This is a genomic window from Saccharopolyspora sp. NPDC050389 (genome assembly GCF_040655595.1).
In the GTDB taxonomy this organism is placed as follows: Bacteria; Actinomycetota; Actinomycetes; order Mycobacteriales; family Pseudonocardiaceae; genus Saccharopolyspora.
This window is the reverse complement of the sequence record NZ_JBFAKG010000025.1, coordinates 12,858-28,709: the sequence shown is the minus strand read 5'-3', so window position 1 is coordinate 28,709 and position 15,852 is coordinate 12,858. Positions and strand designations below refer to the sequence as shown.

18 protein-coding genes are annotated in these 15,852 nt (G+C 70.6%); 13 read left to right on the top strand and 5 right to left on the bottom strand.

Annotated features, from left to right (window positions below; all coding sequences use genetic code 11):
* Positions 1–4: 4 nt before the first annotated feature.
* From AB0I53_RS18260 to AB0I53_RS18215, 10 genes are all read left to right on the top strand, one after another.
* The gene (locus tag AB0I53_RS18260) at positions 5–133 is read left to right on the top strand and encodes a hypothetical protein (RefSeq protein WP_358603795.1); all 129 of its coding nucleotides are present in this window, start codon (positions 5–7) and stop codon (positions 131–133) included.
* A 127-nt stretch (positions 134–260) separates the two neighbouring features.
* On the top strand, positions 261–1,394 hold the full coding sequence (gene sfnG / locus AB0I53_RS18255) for a dimethylsulfone monooxygenase SfnG (RefSeq protein WP_358603792.1): 1,134 nt from the start codon (positions 261–263) through the stop codon (positions 1,392–1,394).
* Positions 1,395–1,411: 17 nt separating this feature from the next.
* On the top strand, positions 1,412–2,638 hold the full coding sequence (locus tag AB0I53_RS18250) for an acyl-CoA dehydrogenase family protein (RefSeq protein WP_358603789.1): 1,227 nt from the start codon (positions 1,412–1,414) through the stop codon (positions 2,636–2,638).
* A gap of 50 nt (positions 2,639–2,688) precedes the next feature.
* A complete protein-coding gene (locus AB0I53_RS18245) occupies positions 2,689–3,405 on the top strand; it encodes an acyl-CoA dehydrogenase family protein (protein WP_358603786.1) in 717 nt (238 codons plus the stop codon).
* Positions 3,406–3,417: 12 nt separating this feature from the next.
* A complete protein-coding gene (locus AB0I53_RS18240) occupies positions 3,418–3,906 on the top strand; it encodes an acyl-CoA dehydrogenase family protein (protein WP_358603783.1) in 489 nt (162 codons plus the stop codon).
* A 19-nt stretch (positions 3,907–3,925) separates the two neighbouring features.
* On the top strand, positions 3,926–4,876 hold the full coding sequence (locus tag AB0I53_RS18235) for a MetQ/NlpA family ABC transporter substrate-binding protein (RefSeq protein WP_358603780.1): 951 nt from the start codon (positions 3,926–3,928) through the stop codon (positions 4,874–4,876).
* Complete coding sequence (locus AB0I53_RS18230; protein ID WP_358603778.1) at positions 4,873–5,652, top strand: ATP-binding cassette domain-containing protein; 780 nt, start codon at positions 4,873–4,875, stop codon at positions 5,650–5,652. Before AB0I53_RS18235 ends, AB0I53_RS18230 begins: the two co-directional genes overlap by 4 nt.
* Positions 5,642–6,310: a methionine ABC transporter permease gene (locus AB0I53_RS18225; protein ID WP_358603775.1), complete on the top strand. Its 669-nt coding sequence runs from the start codon at positions 5,642–5,644 to the stop codon at positions 6,308–6,310. The genes AB0I53_RS18230 and AB0I53_RS18225 overlap by 11 nt, the downstream gene beginning before the upstream one ends.
* Positions 6,307–7,698 (top strand): LLM class flavin-dependent oxidoreductase, encoded by a 1,392-nt coding sequence (locus AB0I53_RS18220; protein ID WP_358603772.1) that lies wholly within the window; start codon positions 6,307–6,309, stop codon positions 7,696–7,698. Before AB0I53_RS18225 ends, AB0I53_RS18220 begins: the two co-directional genes overlap by 4 nt.
* A 117-nt stretch (positions 7,699–7,815) precedes the next feature.
* The gene (locus AB0I53_RS18215; RefSeq protein WP_358603769.1) at positions 7,816–8,280 is read left to right on the top strand and encodes a hypothetical protein; all 465 of its coding nucleotides are present in this window, start codon (positions 7,816–7,818) and stop codon (positions 8,278–8,280) included.
* 57 nt (positions 8,281–8,337) lie between these two features.
* Here AB0I53_RS18215 and AB0I53_RS18210 read toward each other — a convergent pair whose 3' ends face one another.
* Positions 8,338–8,490 carry a hypothetical protein gene (locus tag AB0I53_RS18210; protein ID WP_093270020.1) on the bottom strand — a complete coding sequence of 51 codons (153 nt, stop codon included), beginning with the start codon at positions 8,488–8,490 and terminating at the stop codon, positions 8,338–8,340.
* Positions 8,491–8,594: 104 nt separating this feature from the next.
* Positions 8,595–9,413: a class I SAM-dependent methyltransferase gene (locus AB0I53_RS18205; protein WP_358603766.1), complete on the bottom strand. Its 819-nt coding sequence runs from the start codon at positions 9,411–9,413 to the stop codon at positions 8,595–8,597.
* Between the two features lie 112 nt (positions 9,414–9,525).
* Between AB0I53_RS18205 and AB0I53_RS18200 the strand changes: the two genes are divergently transcribed.
* A complete protein-coding gene (locus AB0I53_RS18200; RefSeq protein ID WP_358603764.1) occupies positions 9,526–10,263 on the top strand; it encodes a dienelactone hydrolase family protein in 738 nt (245 codons plus the stop codon).
* A gap of 6 nt (positions 10,264–10,269) precedes the next feature.
* Here AB0I53_RS18200 and AB0I53_RS18195 read toward each other — a convergent pair whose 3' ends face one another.
* Together AB0I53_RS18195 and AB0I53_RS18190 are read right to left on the bottom strand one after the other, a co-directional pair.
* Positions 10,270–11,454: an esterase-like activity of phytase family protein gene (locus AB0I53_RS18195; protein WP_358603761.1), complete on the bottom strand. Its 1,185-nt coding sequence runs from the start codon at positions 11,452–11,454 to the stop codon at positions 10,270–10,272.
* Between the two features lie 42 nt (positions 11,455–11,496).
* A complete protein-coding gene (locus tag AB0I53_RS18190; protein WP_358603758.1) occupies positions 11,497–12,381 on the bottom strand; it encodes a LysR family transcriptional regulator in 885 nt (294 codons plus the stop codon).
* 212 nt (positions 12,382–12,593) lie between these two features.
* Between AB0I53_RS18190 and AB0I53_RS18185 the strand changes: the two genes are divergently transcribed.
* A complete protein-coding gene (locus AB0I53_RS18185; protein WP_358603755.1) occupies positions 12,594–13,841 on the top strand; it encodes an MFS transporter in 1,248 nt (415 codons plus the stop codon).
* A 19-nt stretch (positions 13,842–13,860) separates the two neighbouring features.
* The gene (locus AB0I53_RS18180; RefSeq protein WP_358603753.1) at positions 13,861–15,105 is read left to right on the top strand and encodes an FAD-dependent oxidoreductase; all 1,245 of its coding nucleotides are present in this window, start codon (positions 13,861–13,863) and stop codon (positions 15,103–15,105) included.
* A gap of 1 nt (position 15,106) precedes the next feature.
* Here the strand turns inward: AB0I53_RS18180 and AB0I53_RS18175 are convergent, their stop codons facing one another.
* Complete coding sequence (locus AB0I53_RS18175; RefSeq protein ID WP_358603750.1) at positions 15,107–15,850, bottom strand: helix-turn-helix transcriptional regulator; 744 nt, start codon at positions 15,848–15,850, stop codon at positions 15,107–15,109.
* Between the last annotated feature and the right edge of the window lie 2 nt (positions 15,851–15,852).

Genomic DNA, 15,852 nt, shown 5'->3' with positions numbered 1-15,852 from the left:
AAGCGTGGTGCGCCCGTTGACAGGAGTGGTCGTTTCTTGGTGGCATAGCTTCGTGTTCTTCGCAGACAGGCTCACCAAGCGCCGCCACGTCGACCTGGTTCGCGTCGGCGCGCAGGCCTGTCGCGACTTCTGATCTCCTCCCTTTTCGCAACGGCAGGAAAATCCGGCCGATTCCCTTTCACGCGAGGTGAACTGCGGCCTCGCGCCCTGACGGCGCACGTCTGCGTGCGCTGTCGCGTCATGCGCGACAGGAGATGAGAATGTCCGATGCCTTTCCGGCCGAACCGCTGAAATTCGCCTACTGGGTGCCCAACGTCAGCGGCGGCCTCGTCACCAGCAAGATCGAACAGCGCACCGATTTCGGCTTCGGCTACAACAAGAAGCTCGCCGTGCTGGCGGAGAACAGCGGATTCGAATACGCCCTGAGCCAGGTCCGCTACGCCTCCAGCTACGGCGCCGCCCAGCAGCACGACCCGGCGGCCTTCAGCCTCGGGCTGCTGCTGGCCACCGAACGCCTGAAACTGATCGTCGCCGCCCACCCGGGCCTGTGGCATCCGGCGATCCTCGCCAAGTTCGGCATCACCGCCGATGTCCTCTCCCAGGGCCGCTTCGCGGTGAACATCGTCAGCGGCTGGTTCAAGGACGAGTTCACCGGGCTCGGCGAGCCGTGGCTAGAGCACGACGAACGCTACCGGCGCACGGAGGAGTTCATCCGGGTGCTGCGCGGCCTGTGGACCCAGCCGAACTTCGACTTCGGCGGCGACTTCTACCGGATCCACGACTTCAGCCTCCGGCCGCAGCCGCACCAGGTGCCCGGTCGCCCGCATCCGGAGATCTTCCAGGGCGGCAACTCCACCGCGGCGCGGCGACTGGCGGGCCGCGTGTCGGACTGGTACTTCAGCAACGGCAAGGAATTCGACGGCTTCGCGGAACAGGTCGCCGACGTGCGTTCCTTCGCGGCGGAGCACGGGCGCACCGTGCGGTTCGGCCTCAACGGCTTCCTGATCGCGCGCGACACCGAGGCGCAGGCGCGCGAGGTGCTGCGGGAGATCGTGGAAAAGGCCGACACCGATGCGGTCGAGGGATTCCGGCGCGCCGTCCGGCAGGCCGGGAAGTCCACTTCGGACGGCAAGGGCATGTGGGCCGATTCGGAGTTCGCCGATCTCGTGCAGTACAACGACGGCTTCCGAACCGGTCTGATCGGCACCCCGGAGCAGATCGCGCACCGGATCGTCGAGTACAAGAAGCGCGGCGCGAACCTCATCCTGCTCGGATTCCTGCACTACCTCGAAGACGTGGCGCACTTCGGCGAGCACGTGTTGCCGATCGTCCGCGATCTGGAAGCAGAACTGGACCGCACCGGCGACCCGATCGGCGTCGGCAACGCCCGTTGAGCGAAGGGAAAAAGACGATGACCGCGAACGAAACCCAACGCAACTTCAACGAAGCCAGGCCCACCACGGCGGCGGGCTGGATCGAGCGCGCGAGCGAGGTCGCGGCCGTGCTGGCCGAGGACGCACTGGAACGAGACCGCGCGAACAGGACTCCGTACGTGGAGGTGGGGCTGCTCAAGGACGCCGGCCTGGTCACGCTCCTCGGTCCGCGCGAGCACGGTGGTGCCGGCGAATCCTGGGAGACGGCGTACCGGGTGATCCGCGAGGTCGCCAAGGGCGACGGCTCGATCGGACAGCTGCTCGGCTACCACTACCTGTGGGCGTGGGCGGCCCGTCTGGTCGGCACTCCGGAGCAGATCGCGGCGGTGGAGGAGTTGTACACCGCGAACAACTACTTCTTCGGCGGCGCGGTCAACCCGCGCGACGACGACCTGGTCATCGCGGACGAGGGCGACACGCTCGTGTTCCGCGGGAAGAAGTCGTTCTCCACCGGCAGCAAGGTTTCCGATCTGACGGTGCTGGAGGGCGTGCTGGAGGACAGCCGCAAGCACGTCTTCGCGATCGTGCCGTCCGCGCAGGACGGCATCGTGTACGGCGACGACTGGGACAACCTGGGCCAGCGGCTGACCGAATCGGGCAGCGTGGTGGTCGACGACGTCCGGGTCCCCTGGGCTTCGGCGGCGGGATACGTGGACAAGGAGTTCCAGTCCCTGACCTACAACACGCTGAACGTACCGGTGATCCAGCTGGTGTTCGCCAACTTCTACCTGGGCATCGCCCAGGCGGCGCTGCAGGCGGGCGTCTCGTACACCACGCAGCGCACCCGGCCCTGGCCCTACGGTGGGGACAACAAGGACGCGGCGACCGAGGAGTTCTACATCCTCGACGCGTTCGGTGACCTGCAGGCCAAGCTCTGGGCCGCCGAGGCGCTGATCGACAAGGCGGGTTCGGAGATATCCCAGCTGCTGCACGCCGAGCGCGAATCGCTGACCGAGGAGCAGCGGGGCCGGGTCGCCGTGCTGATCGCGGCCGCGAAGCAGCGCATCATCGACACGGGCCTGGAGATCGGCACCCGCGTCTTCGAAGTGACCGGTGCGCGTGCGACGGCGAGCTCGGTGGGCCTGGACATCTACTGGCGCAACCTCCGCACGCACAGCCTGCACGACCCCGTGGCGTACAAGCGGGTCGAGGTCGGGCGCTACGCGCTGCTCGGCGAACTCCCCGAACCCACTTGGTACACCTGACCGCTTCCGCGGGGAGCACTGCGCGATCCGCACAACCCGAGGAGTTCTTGATGGCAGTCTCTCCGCCCGTCGGTGCCGAGCCGAGCACCGCGGGCCTGGTGCGCGACGACACCGAGGCGCTGGAACTGGCGGCGCGGCTCGCGCGGCGGTTCGCGGCCGGTGCCGCCGAGCGCGACCGCGAACGGCGTATCCCGCACGAGGAGCTCGACGCCGTGTCGGCGAGCGGTCTGCTGGGCATCACCGTGCCACGCAGCCACGGCGGCGCCGACGTGTCGGCCCGGACCCTGGTCGAGGTCTTCCGGCTGCTGGCCGCCGCCGACCCGAACATCGCGCAGATCCCGCAGAGCCACTTCGCCTACGTCAACGTGCTCCGGGAGAACGGCACCGCCGAACAGCGGCAGTTCTTCTTCTCCGAGGTACTGGCCGGAAAGAGGTTCGGCAACGCGCAGTCGGAGGCCGGTAGCCGCACTGTGCAGGAGATCCAGACCAGTCTGACATCCACAGCGGATGGTGGTTTCGTCCTGCAGGGCAAGAAGGCCTACTCGACCGGTGCCCTGCTCGCGCACTGGATCCCGGTGCTCGCCAAGGACGACCGCGACCGGCTGCAGGTGGCCTACGTGCCGCGGGACGCGCCGGGGGTCACCGTCGTCGACGACTGGGCGGGCATGGGCCAGCGGACCACCGCCAGCGGCACCGTCGAGCTCGACCAGGTCCTGGTTCCAGCCGACCGGATCGTGCCGCACCACCTGACCTTCGACCGCCCGTAACTGCACGGCGCGTTGGCGCAGGCGCTGCACGCGGCCATCGACGTCGGCATCGCCGGGGGAGCGTTCGCCGACGCCGCCGAGTTCGTGCGCACCCGCAGCCGGCCCTGGGGCGAAGCCGGAGTCCAGGCGGCGGCGGATGATCCGCTCACCATCCAGCGATTCGGCGAACTGGCGGTCCGGCTGCGCGCCGCCGAGGCGCTGCTCGACAAGGCGGGAGCGGCGCTCGACGCGGCACGTGCCGACCTCGACGCCGACTCGGCGGCCCAGGCGTCGATCGCGGTGGCCACCGCGAAGGCGTTCGCCGACGGCGTCGCGGTCGAGCTGGGCAGCGCGTTGTTCGAGGTTTCCGGCACCAGGTCGAGCCTCGCGGAGACCAACCTGCACCGGCACTGGCGCAACGCCCGCACGCACACCCTGCACGACCCGGTCCGCTGGAAGATCCAGCACATCGGCCGCTACGTCCTCAACGGCACCCGCCCTCCCCGGCACGGCCAGATCTGACGAAGAGAGCATCGAGAAAGTGTCCCAACCGCACCACAGTTCCCGACCCGCGCACGCCTCGAATCGCGCGCATCCCACCGACCGCAGTTCCCGGCTGCCCTTCCGCGCGTTGCGGCTGATCCCGTTGATCGGGCTGCTGGTAGCGGCCGTGACCGGCTGCGGGCTCGCCGGCGGGTCCGCGTCCGACGAACGCACCATCACCGTCGTCGCCACCGACAGCCCGCCGTACCACGAACCGCTCGAACTGGCCCGCAAGCAGCTCGAAGCCGGTGGCTGGAAGCTGGACGTGCGCTACGTGACGGACATCGTGCAGCCGAACCACGCGGTCAGCGCGGGCGAGGCGGACTTCAACTTCTTCCAGCACGGCGCCTACCTGCAAACCTTCAACCGCGACAACGGAACGAACGTCGTTCCGCTGTGCTACGTCGTCGGTTCCCCGGCCGGGCTGTACTCGACCCGCTACGACGACGTCTCGCAGCTGCCCGACGGCGCGCGGATCGCGCTGCCGGTGGACCCGGCGAACAATGGCCGGGCGCTGCACCTGCTCGCCGAGGCCGGCCGGCTGAAGCTCCGCGACAGCGCCCAGGTGGTCACCACCAGCCAGCGCGACATCGTGGACAACCCGCACCGCTACTCGTTCGTGGAGGTCGACCAGCAGACCCTCACCCAGACCCTGCCGGACGTCGACGCCGGATTCCTGTTCTCCCGCCAGGCGATCGAGATGAAGCTGGCGGTCGAGGGCGACGCCCTGCTGCGCGAGAAGGACGTCGACGCGATCCCGTACCGGATCGTGGTCGGCGGCCGCGCGGACGAGGCCGGCTCCGAGAAGGCGCGGGCGCTGCAGGCGGCGTTGCAGAGCCCGCCGGTGCGCGACTTCTTCGTGCGGTTCTACGGCGACTGGGCGCCGCTGCCGTGGACCGAGGACCCGCAGGCCCAGCTCGGCCAGTGGTGGAAGGACGGCGGACGTTGATCACGCTGCGGGGTGTCACCAAGCGGTTCCCGGGCCCGGACGGCCCGCTGACCGCAGTCGACGATGTCGACCTGCACGTGCCGCGCGGCTCGGTGCAGGGGATCATCGGCTTCTCCGGCGCCGGAAAGTCGACGCTGGTGCGGCTGATCAACCTGCTGGAGCGCCCGGATTCCGGCTCCGTGCTGGTCGACGGCGAAGAACTGACCACATTGGACGAGGAGGCGCTGCGCCGCAGACGCACCAAGATCGGCATGATCTTCCAGCACTTCAACCTGCTGGCCAACCTCACCGCCGCCCAGAACATCGAGCTCGCCCTGCGCATCGCCGGGGTCGGCAAGGCGGCCCGCGCGGCCCGGGTCGCGGAGGCCCTCGCCGTGGTTGACCTCGCCGACAAGGCCGACGCGTACCCGGCGAAGCTCTCCGGCGGGCAGCAGCAGCGGGTGGCCATCGCGCGGGCGCTGGCCAACGAGCCGGCGGTGCTGCTGTGCGACGAACCCACCAGCGCCGTAGACCCGCGCACGACGATCACGGTGCTGCGCTACCTCCAGGAGGTCAACGAGCGGCTCGGCATCACGATCGTGCTGGTCACCCACGAGATGAATGTGGTCCGGGCGATCGCCGACGACGTCGCGGTGATGGAGGGCGGCAAGGTCGTCGAGCATCTGCGGCTGGACGGCTCGCCGCTGCGGCCGGAGACCGAGATCGCCCGCTTCCTGCTGGACGACCGCATCCGGCTGCGGCCCGGACGGAGCCTGGAGGAGACCAATGCAGGCTGACAGCATCACCGCTGCCCTGCCCGAAATGCTGGAGGCGCTCGGCGAGACCGCCGTCATGCTGCTGATCACGGTGCCGCTGGCGGTGCTCGCTGCGATCCCCACCGGCGTGCTGCTCTGGGCGAGCAGGCCGGGCGGGCTGCGCCCGTCGCCCCGGCTGCACCAGGTCGTGAACGCGGTGGTTAACCTGGTGCGCTCGTTCCCGTTCCTGATCCTGCTGATCGCGATGATCCCGATCACCCGGCTGATCGTGGGCACCAGCGTCGGCACCGTCGCGGTGACCGTGCCGCTGTGCGTCAACGCCATCGCGTACCTGTCGCGGTTCGTCGAGCAGAACCTGCTGCAGATCGATCCCGGCGTGATCGAGGCAGCCCAGGCGATGGGCGCTTCGAAGCTGCGCACGATCTGGAGCGTGCTGCTGGTGGAGGCCCGGCCCGCGCTGGCCGGTTCCATCACGATCATGGTGATCAGCTTCGTCTCGTACTCGGCGATCGCCGGCCTGGTCGGCGGCGGAGGCATCGGCGACTTCGCCATCCGCCACGGCTACTACCGGTACGAGACGGGCGTGATGATCGTCGCGGTGGTGGTCATGATCGCCCTGGTGCAGCTGGTCCAGCTGACCGGCACGTTGACCGTGCGGCGTCTGGACAAGCGGCTGTGAGCGCCGGGAACCGCCGTCGCCTGCGGTTGAGCGCGTTCGTCATGGCGACCACCTCGCACATCCTGGAAGGCCAGTGGCGCCGCCCGGACGCCCAGCAGCACCGGTTCGACGAGCTGTCCCTGTGGACCGATCTGGCCCGCCAGCTGGAGGCGGCCCGGTTCGACGCGATGTTCTTCGCCGATGTCGTGGGGCTGTACGGGAACTACCGCGGCAACTGGGACATCTTCGCCACCGAGGGACTGCAGATCCCTTCGCACGACCCGTCGGTGATGATCTCCGCCCTCGGCGCGGTGACCGAGCACCTGGGCCTGGCGTGGACCAGCTCGGTGATCCAGGAGCACCCGTTCACGTTCGCCCGCCGCGCGGCCACGCTCGACCACCTCACCGGCGGCCGGACCGGCTGGAACATCGTCACCTCGGCCCTGGAGAACGCGCACCGCAACTACGGCCTGCCCGGGCTCACCCCGCACGACGAGCGCTACCGGTGGGCCGACGAGTACGTGGACGTCGTCTACAAGCTGCTGGAAGGCAGCTGGGAAGACGACGCGCTGTTGCGCGACAAGGCCGGGAGGCACGCGAACCCCGCCGGGATCCACAAGATCCACCACGAAGGCGAGCGGTACTCCGTGGCCGGCCCGCACCTGGTCGCGCCGTCACCGCAGCGCACGCCCGTGCTGTTCCAGGCCGGAACCTCACCGGCGGGCATGGCGTTCGCGGCGCGCAACGCGGAGGCGGTGTTCATGTTCGCCGGTTCGCTGCGCAACGCCCAGAAGGTCACCACCACGGTCCGCTCGCTGGCCGTCGAACACGGCCGCAGGCCGGAGGATCTGCTGTTCTTCGCGGGACTGTCCTTCGTGGTCGGCAGCACCGAAGCCGAGGCCCGGCGGCGCAAGGCCGACTACGACGAGTACCTCTCGGTCGACGGCCTCGCCGCGCACATGCTCGGCGGGATGGGCGTCGACCTCGGCGACGCCCCGGTCGACACCCCGCTGAAGGACCTCGAGGTCGAGGGCGGGCAAGGGGTGCTCCAGGCCGTCATCGACTCGGTGCCCGGCGGCAACCCGACCATCGAGGACATGGTCCGGTACCGGGCGGAGCGGATGCGGCTGGTCGGCACGCCCGAGCAGATCGCGGACGAGCTGGAGCGCTGGCAGTCCGCGGGAGTGGACGGGATCAACATCATCAACCACGTCATCCCGGGCAGCTACACGGAGGTGATCGAAGGCCTGCTGCCCGAACTGCGCCGCCGCGGCCTGGCGCAGACCGAATACCAGCCGGGAACCTTCCGCGACAGGCTGTTCGCGGACATCGCCGCGCACCACGGGCGCCTGAACCCGCGCCACCCCGCGGCGGCGTACCGGGGAGCGTTCCGCAATGCGCCCCGCTGACCGGCGGAGGCCTGCGCGTTCGGCAGCTACCTCGGGATCCACCGCAAGATCCGGGTCGTCGGCTCGCCGCAGACCGACGCGCTGCCGCAGCGCGCGCCGGAACCGGGACTGGTCCTGGTGCTCACCAGCGTCACGCGCTCCGACGACACCGGCGGCGCGGCGCCCGGCACCGAGCTGCTCATGGCCGCGGCGGCGGAACTGCAGGCCGCGGGCAAGCGAATCCTGGTCGGCCTGCACCCCCGGGAAGACCCGGCGTTGTGGAGCCGCTACGAGATCAGCGACGTGCCGTCGCTGCAGGCTTCGGCCCGCGCGGAAGCCGCGATCGGGATTCCCGGCACGGTGTTCCCGCTGATCGCGGCCGTCGGAACGCCTCTGGTGGGCTGCACCGACCCGGCGCTGACCGTGCCCGAGCACCTGCTTTCGGTCTGCTCCAGCACCATCGGCGACGCCGCGTCAGCGGTGTCCGCAGTGGACGGTGCCGAGCTCCCGGACCCGGCGGTGCTGGCCGATGCGGTCGGGCCGATCGGCGGCTCGGCGCGCCGGTTGTTCGACGCCTGGTCACGGGCCGCCCGGGGGCGGTGAGACCAGGGCGGCGACCGCGGGATCAACCGCGATCGCGTGCCCCCCTCGTGGTGTTGGTCAGTCCTCGTCCGGCTTGGCGTGGTCGGGCACGCCCGGGCGCGGATCGCGGGACAGGTCGATCAGCGGGTGTACCCCGGCGCCCTCCGGCGCGGCGTGGCTGTGCCTGCCCGTCTCGGCCTCGTTGCTGGGACGGTCGGGTTCGGTGCTCATGTTCTCCTCCGGTCGGCGATCTCAGGACAACATCAGCATGCCAACCAGATGCACCGGAGCGCCGGAGAACGAAGTGCGACGCGCGTCACCCGCCGCCTAGGGCCTCAGAACTCGGCGCGGACCAGCCGAAGCCAGTCGCGCAGCGCCGGGAACCTGCTCATCAGCCGGTACACGGCGCGCACGGTCCGGTCCGGGATCTTCGCGAACTGGCTGGTCACGGCGACATCTTCGACGTACCGCAGGCGCGGGTCCCAGCGCTCGACATCGCGGCCGCCGCGGAGCGGCGTCAGGTACGGCGGGTAGCCCTTGCGCAGGCGTTCCGGGATCCGCTGGGTGAATCCGGCGACCCAGGGCGCCACCCCGTCGAAGATCAACTCGCCGCGGTGGAAGCGGTCGGTGATCCGGCGCAGCAGCCGCTCGACCTCGACGGTCGGCAGGTACATCAGCAGGCCCTCGGCGATGACCAGCACCGGCCGATCGGCGGGGACGTCGGCCAGCCACGCGGGATCGGTCACGGAGGCGCCGATCGTGCGGTAGTCGCCGGGCTCCGGGTAGAGCTCGCGGCGCAGCTCGATGACGTCGGGCAGATCGACGTCGAACCAGCGGACCCCGGCCGGCCGGTCGAGGCGGAAGGCCCGGCTGTCCAGCCCGCAACCGAGGTGCAGCACGGTCGCATCGGGGTTGCGGCGGAGGAAGTCGGCGGCCCAGTCGTCGAGCTGCTTCGCGCGCAGCGCGACGCCGAACCGGTTGCTGGCCAACCCGGGCTGCTGCAGCTTCCGCCAGTCGTAGTCGATCCGGCGCGCCGCCTCGACGGCGGCCTGGTCACGCAGGATCGAATCCTCCGAACGGCTTTCCAGCGCCCGCAGGTAGAGCGTGACGAGCATCGTGGACTGCACGCCGCTGAAATCGACCCTGCCGCTCATCGGCCACTCCGTTCGTCGCCCCACCGGACTGTACGACCGGGTAGGGGCGGGGCGAAATCCGCCGTATCGTCGTGTTGATCAGGCAGCGCACCGCAGATTCCCGGAGGACTCCGTGCCCGCACCCACTGCCATCGACCTCACCCGGCGCAGCACCGCCCTCGGCGGTTCCCGGAAGCTGACCGGTCACCTCGCGACGCCGACCACGCCCGGCCCGTGGCCAGGCGTGGTCGTCGTCCACGAGGCGTTCGGCGTCGACGACGTCATGCTGCGGCAGACCGAGCGCATGGCCGAGGCCGGCTACCTGGCGCTGCTGCCGGACCTGTTCACCGACGGCGGCACCCGGCGCTGCCTGGTCCCGACGATGCGCGCCGCGCTGTCCGGTCGCGGCCGCGCCTACGCCGACCTGGAGGCGGCCCGCACCGAACTGGCCGACCGGCCGGACTGCACCGGCAAGGTCGGCCTCATCGGCTTCTGCATGGGCGGTGCCTTCGCGCTCGTCGCCGCAGGCCGCGGCATCTACGACGCGGCCTCGGCGAACTACGGCCAGCTGCCCAAGGACATCGACCGCGCGCTCGCCGAGGCGTGCCCGGTCGTCGGCAGCTACGGCGGCCGGGACGGCATGTTGAAAGGTGCCGCGGCGAAGCTCGACGCGGCCCTCGAACGGGCCGGAATCCCGCACGACGTCAAGGAATACCCGGAGGCGGGCCATTCGTTCCTCAACGACGCCGAGAACGCTCCGAGAATCCTGCGTCCGCTGCTGCGGATCTCCGGCACCGGCCCGCACCCGGAATCCGCCGCCGACGCCTGGCGGCGGATCGAGGACTTCTTCGCCGAGCACCTGAGGTCGTGAGTCCGGTCAGGGGACGGCGATGGCGATCAGCTGGGTCTGCTGCCGGGCCGAGAAGTTGTTGTCGCTGACCACCAGGAGCACCCGCTCGCCGGTGGGCAGGCGCGGCCCCCAGCTGATGCCCTCCACGTTGTCGGTGTAGGGCAGCCCGATCTCGTCGAGGTCGACCACCAGCTTCTTCTGCACGGCGCGGAATCCGCCGTCGGCCAGCGAGTGCCGGTCGATCACGTCGTCGGCGCCGTCGGTGCTGAACTCGAAGATGCGGCCCTTCGTGCCGACCCCGCTGGCGTAGCCGCGCTCCAGCGCGAGGAAGCGGCCCGGCTGCTCGTCGGCGAGCAGCGAGGAGATTCCGTTGGTGTTCCAGTCGTTCGGCGGCTGCGGCTGCGCGAACAGCGGCTCCACCGGGTAGGCGTACTGAGCGATCGGGCGGCCCGCCCGGTCGTGCACCGTGATCCGGCTGAAGGCGCCGTGGTCGGCGTTGGCCGCCGGCCCGTCCTGCTCCAGCGGGCCTTCCAGCGCGGAGACGAGCCGCATGCCGTCGGCGGTGTAGGCCAGGCCCTCGAAGGTCTCGTTGACGCGCGGGCCCGCTTCGCCCATCGTCATCTTCTCGTTCGGCGCGGTCGGCAGGTCTCGCACGTACCAGCCGTCGCGGTGCGAGATCCGCAGCGCCGGGTCGAGCAGCACCGTTCCCCGGGCCGAGCCGTCGGCCGGGACGTTGCGCTGCCCTTCGTTGGTCCAGGCGACGTCGCCGGAGAGCGGGTCGACCCGCAGTTCCTCCGGATCCACGGTGCCCATGATGTTCCGCAGGGCGCGCGGCGTCCGGTGCTGTTCTTCGCGCCAGGTGTCGATGGTCGGGTAGGTGGTGCCGCCCGGGCGGCGGAACACCTTGGCGCCGGTGAACGTCACGTCGTCGACGCCGTCCTCGGTCACGGCGACGTTGGCCCGGTAGTAGCGGGCCGGGGCGTAGTCCGACCAGTCGTCGCTGACGAAGACGAAGTCCCCGCTGCGGCGGTCGTAGTCGACAGAGGACAGCCCGCCGACCGGGGTGCCGTCCACCTGCAGGTCGTGCGGCACCACGTAGGTGCCCAGCAGCCGGGCCGAATCGGATTCCGCTGCCGCGGCGGGGAATGCCGCCGGAACGAGGAACAGCGCGGCGGCAGCGGCGAGCACTGCCGATGAGGTTCGGGTTCGCATGATCAGCAGCCAACCGGCCGCCCATCGGCAGCGCCAGCTTGATCACTCGTCCGGGCGACTCGCGCGGCTCGAGATCAACCTGGCCACCTGCTCGACGACTGGGCGGGTGCTCGCCTGCCACACCACCCAGGTGGTCAGTTCGAGCGGCGGATCGACCAGCGGCACCCACGGCCAGCCCGGCAGCAGCCGGCGGGCGGAATGCTCGGTGAGCAGCACCGCCTCGGCCTCGGTCGCCTCGGCGCAGGCCAGCGCGTGCTCGGAGAACTGCGCGAACCGCCACAGCGGCACGGCGCCCGCGTCGTGCGCGGCGACGATCAGCCGGTCGTGCGCGACCGGCACCTGCTCGCGGCCGTGCGCCAGGAGCCGGAGGTTGTCGAGATCCCGGACGCGGCAGGTGTCCCGCCCCGCCAGTCGGTGCCCGGCGCGCACCGCGATCCCGAAGGCGTGGTCGAAAAGCCGGTTGCCGCGCAGCGAAAGCGGCCGCTCGTGCACCAGGCCGAGGTCGAGCCGCCCCTCCCGGACCATGCGCAGCTGGTCGGTGCTGCTCGCCTCGGTGAGCGTCACCGACGCGTGCGGGATCTCGGCGCGCAGCGCCGCCAGCGTCTCGAGGACCCAGTCGGCGGCCAGCCCCGGCGGGATGCCGATGTCGACCACCTCGCGGGTGCGCTCGCTCGCCGAATGCGCCGCGTCGCGGCTCGCATCGGCCAGGCGCAGCAGGAGCAGCGCGTGCTGGTGCAGGGCGACACCCGCCGCGGTCAGGGTCGTGCCGGTCGGCGTGCGCTCGAACAGCGTGACGCCCACATCGCGTTCGAGCTGGCGCAGTTGCCTGCTCAGCGATGGTTGCGTCAGGTGCAGGCGTTCCGCGGCGCGGGACATCGAGCGCTCGCCCGCGACGGCGACGAAGTACCGCAGATGGCGCAGTTCCATTTCACCTCCACGCAGTAGTCATGCCTGCGAAGCATGGCCTATCTGATTAGGTGGTATTGGACGTCACGCTGTCAAGACGGTGTACTTCCCGATGTCGCACGTCCTATCTGGAATCCTCGTCGGTGGCAGTGCGGCGCGCCAGCCTCGGCGGGCGAACCTCTGCCTCGTGAGCAGGACGTCGCAACCGGATCGCAGAAAGCGAGCGCTCAACGATGAGTCCCATCCCGACCGCCAGCGGAGTGCGCCACCCGTACCGGTGGGTCGTGCTCCTGTTGTCCTGGGCGGCGTTCACCATGACTGCGGTGGACCGCTCCACGTGGGGACCTGCGTCGGTCTCGGTCGGCGAGCACCTGGGGGTCTCGTTGGCCGGGCTGGGCGTCTTCGCCACCGGCTACTACGTCGGCTACGTCATCTCCAACGCCGGCGGCGGCATCCTCACCGACTGGCTCGGCGGGCGGATGGTCATCGCGTGCACCCTGTTCGTGGCCGGCGGGTTCATGATCCTGTTCGGCGAGACCACCTCGGTGGCGATGGGCATCACGTTCCAGGCCTGCATCGGTGTGTTCGCCGGGTGCGACTACTCGGCCGGGGTGAAGCTGATCTCGCAGTGGTTCCCGGCCAAGGACCGCGGCTTTGCGATGGGCATCTTCATGACGGCCACCTCGCTGGGCACGGTGATCGCGAACGCGATCGTGCCGAGCCTCATCGAGTCCTCCGGCTGGCAGACCTCGTACCACGTGTTCGGCGCGGCCTCGATGGTGGTCGCGGTGCTGTGCTTCTTCTTCCTGCGCAACGGATCCGAGACCGCCGACAGCTCGGCGCGGGAGGTGCCGAAGCTGGGCTCGCTGCTGCGCAACCGGGACCTCTTCCTGCTCGGGCTGGCCGGGTTCGGCGGGCTCTGGGGCACCTACGGGTTCATCACCTGGTCCAACGCCCTGATGATCAAGGGCAGTCACGTCTCCCCGGTGCAGGCCGGCGCGGTCGTCGCGATCTTCGGCATCGCCGCGGTGGTGGCCAAGCCGCTCATCGGGGTGATCAGCGACGTATTCGGCGGCAAGCGCAAGATGCTGACGATCGTCGTGCTCGGCGCTTTCGTGGTCACCCTGTTGCTGTTCGGCACAGCGACCAACCTGACCGCGTTCATGTGGATCGCGCCGTTCCTCGGCATCGCGGCCTACGTCTACAGCCCGCTGATGGTCGCGCTCATCCCGAACCTCTCCGGGGTGCGGCTGGCTGGTTCGGCGGCTGGCGCCACCAACGCGTTCTGGCAGCTCGGCAGCACGATCGTGCCGGTGGTGCTCGGCGTCGTCTTCCAGGCGACCGGATCGTTCTTCCTGGCCTTCGTGACGCTGGCCGCCGGGCCGCTGCTCGGCATGCTGCTGATGCTCGGGGTGCGGGAGCACGGCGCCGCCCCGCCGGCCGCCGACAAGGCCGGCGATACCGCCAAAGCTGTTGCTTGACAAGGAAAGTGGAGCGAACGTGACCCAGCACTACGACGTGATCGTGGCCGGCGGCGGATCCGGCGGGGTGGCCGCCGCGATCGGGGCCAGCCGCGCCGGTGCCCGGACCCTGCTGATCGAGCGCGGACCGTGCCTGGGCGGCGCGGCGACCCTCCGCAACGTCGTGACCTACTGCGGTCTCTACACGCGCGACGACAAGCGGCAGGCCGTCTTCGGCGTCGCCGGCGAGGTGGTGACCGCGCTGCGCGAGATGGGCGCGATCAGCGAGCCGACCAGGTTCACGGCGGTGGCAGCGGTTTTCGATCCCGAGAGCGTCAAGCGCGTCGCCGACGAGCTGTGCGCGCAGGCCGGGGTCGACGTCCTGCTGCACACCCACGTGCTGGGCGCCGACCGCGACGGTGACCGGGTCACCGCGGTGCGCGTCGCCGACCACTCCGGGATCCACGACTTCACCGCGAAGGCCTTCGTGGACGCCACCGGCGAGGCCGACCTGGCCCACCACGCCGGGGCGGAGGTCCGCTACGGCAACGACGGCTGGGTGCAGAACGGCACGCTCGGGGTGCGCTTCGGCGGCATCCCGGCGGACACCGAGATCACCAAGGACGCCATCGGTGTCGCGGTGCGCGCGGCGAAGAAGGCCGGCGCGCCCGACCTGACCGCGGAGAGCGGGCTCATCGCGCGGATGCCGATCTCCGGCGACCTCATCACCTATCTCGCCGACGAGGGCTACGACGCGCGCAGTGCGGCGGACACCACTCGCGCCGAGATCGGCGCCCGCCGGCAGGCGCAGGCGTACCTGCAGGTGGTCCGCTCGCTGCCCGGCTGCGGCGGCGCGTACATCGTCAGCACCGGGCCGGAGATGGGCACCCGGGAGTCCCGGCACCTCGTCGGCCGGTACCGGTTCACGGAGAAGGAAGTGCTCCAGCCCGGCCCGGTCGACGACGCGGTGGCGATCGGCGCCTGGCCGATCGAGTACCACCCGGGCCCGGGCATCCCGTCGGAGTGGAAGTTCATCGGCGATCCCGGTTTCTACGGAATTCCGCTGGACGTCCTGCACAGCCGGGACACGCCGAACCTCTTCGCCGCCGGTCGCACCGTGGACGGCGACCGCGGCGCGGGTGCGTCGTTGCGCGCGATGGGCACCGCGTTCGCCACCGGGCATGCGGCCGGTGTAGCGGCGGCCTTCACCACCGCCGGCGGCGACGTCGGCACCGCGGCGGTGCGGGCCGAGCTCAACCGACAGGGCGCCCGGCTGCCCGAATGACTCAGCGGTTGCGCTGATCGCCCGGCGTGTGGCCGAAGGTGCGGCGGAACACCTCGATGAACGCGCTCGTGGACGCCCAGCCTGTCCGGTGCGCCACCGTGGTGACGGCGTCGCCTTCGGCCAGCAGCCGCAGCGCGTGGTAAAGCCGCAGCTGCGTCCGCCACTGCGGGAAGGTCATCCGCATCTCGGCCCGGAACAGGCGGCTGAGCGTGCGCTCGCTGGCGCCGACCTGCGCGCCCAGCGCGGCCAGCGTGCGCTGATCGGCGGGATCTCCCGCGAGGATCGCGCATGCCGCGGCGAGCCGCGGGTCGCGCGCGGTGGGCAGGCGGATCGGCTGCTGCGGGGCCCGGCAGAGCTGATCCAACAGCACCGAGCGCAACCGGTCCCGCTCGGCCGCGTCGTAGTCGTTCTCCTGGGTGTAGGCGAGGATCAGCTCGCGCAGCAGCGGGCCGACGGCCAGCACCGCGGGCGAGGTCAGCCCCAGCGGGTTGTCGGTCGTGGGCAGGCCGACGGTGTGGAGGTCGGTTTCGCCGTACGCACGATGCTCGTGCACCGTGCCCGCCGGAACCCACACCGCACGGGTGCCGGGTGCGATCCAGCTGCCCGCGTCGGTGGTCACCGACAGGACGCCGCGCCCGGCGTAGACGATCTGGTGGTCGTCGTGCCGGTGCGCATCGACCCCGGAACCGGACGGCAGGAGCCGCAGCGCGGTGGGCGCTCTCGGCGTGTGGCGGATTTTCGACACAA

Coding starts and splice junctions, on each gene's coding strand:
- sfnG (WP_358603792.1), top strand. CDS start 261: ATGTCCGATGCCTTTCCGGCCGAACCGCTGAAATTCGCCTACTGGGTG.
- AB0I53_RS18250 (WP_358603789.1), top strand. CDS start 1,412: ATGACCGCGAACGAAACCCAACGCAACTTCAACGAAGCCAGGCCCACC.
- AB0I53_RS18245 (WP_358603786.1), top strand. CDS start 2,689: ATGGCAGTCTCTCCGCCCGTCGGTGCCGAGCCGAGCACCGCGGGCCTG.
- AB0I53_RS18225 (WP_358603775.1), top strand. CDS start 5,642: ATGCAGGCTGACAGCATCACCGCTGCCCTGCCCGAAATGCTGGAGGCG.
- AB0I53_RS18210 (WP_093270020.1), bottom strand. CDS start 8,490: ATGAGCACCGAACCCGACCGTCCCAGCAACGAGGCCGAGACGGGCAGG.
- AB0I53_RS18205 (WP_358603766.1), bottom strand. CDS start 9,413: ATGAGCGGCAGGGTCGATTTCAGCGGCGTGCAGTCCACGATGCTCGTC.
- AB0I53_RS18195 (WP_358603761.1), bottom strand. CDS start 11,454: ATGCGAACCCGAACCTCATCGGCAGTGCTCGCCGCTGCCGCCGCGCTG.
- AB0I53_RS18190 (WP_358603758.1), bottom strand. CDS start 12,381: ATGGAACTGCGCCATCTGCGGTACTTCGTCGCCGTCGCGGGCGAGCGC.
- AB0I53_RS18185 (WP_358603755.1), top strand. CDS start 12,594: ATGAGTCCCATCCCGACCGCCAGCGGAGTGCGCCACCCGTACCGGTGG.